Annotated in this window: 1 protein-coding gene; it reads right to left on the reverse strand. The window is 44.0% G+C overall.

From position 1 onward, the window contains the following. A partial coding sequence (locus ASL19_RS11310) for a Calx-beta domain-containing protein (RefSeq protein ID WP_152980432.1) occupies positions 1-232 on the reverse strand: 232 nt, incomplete at both ends.

Raw genomic sequence — 232 nt, forward strand, 5'->3', positions numbered from 1 at the left:
GGCTATCGTTAACAATGGGAATGGTGACCGTTTTACTGGTTTCCCCATTGGCGAAGTTAACCGTAATTGAAGTGTTATTGTAGTCAGATGGTGCAGTTGCTGTTCCATTTGTTAGGTTAATAGTTGCACTAACTGCGCCATCACTTCCATTAATCCGCGTGAGGGTGACTGCGGTAACGGGGGTTCCATTTTCATTAATGGAGTAACTCCCATTGCTAAATTGAATGACTCC

Source organism: Cylindrospermopsis sp. CR12 (assembly GCF_001432185.1).
GTDB lineage: Bacteria > Cyanobacteriota > Cyanobacteriia > Cyanobacteriales > Nostocaceae > Raphidiopsis > Raphidiopsis raciborskii.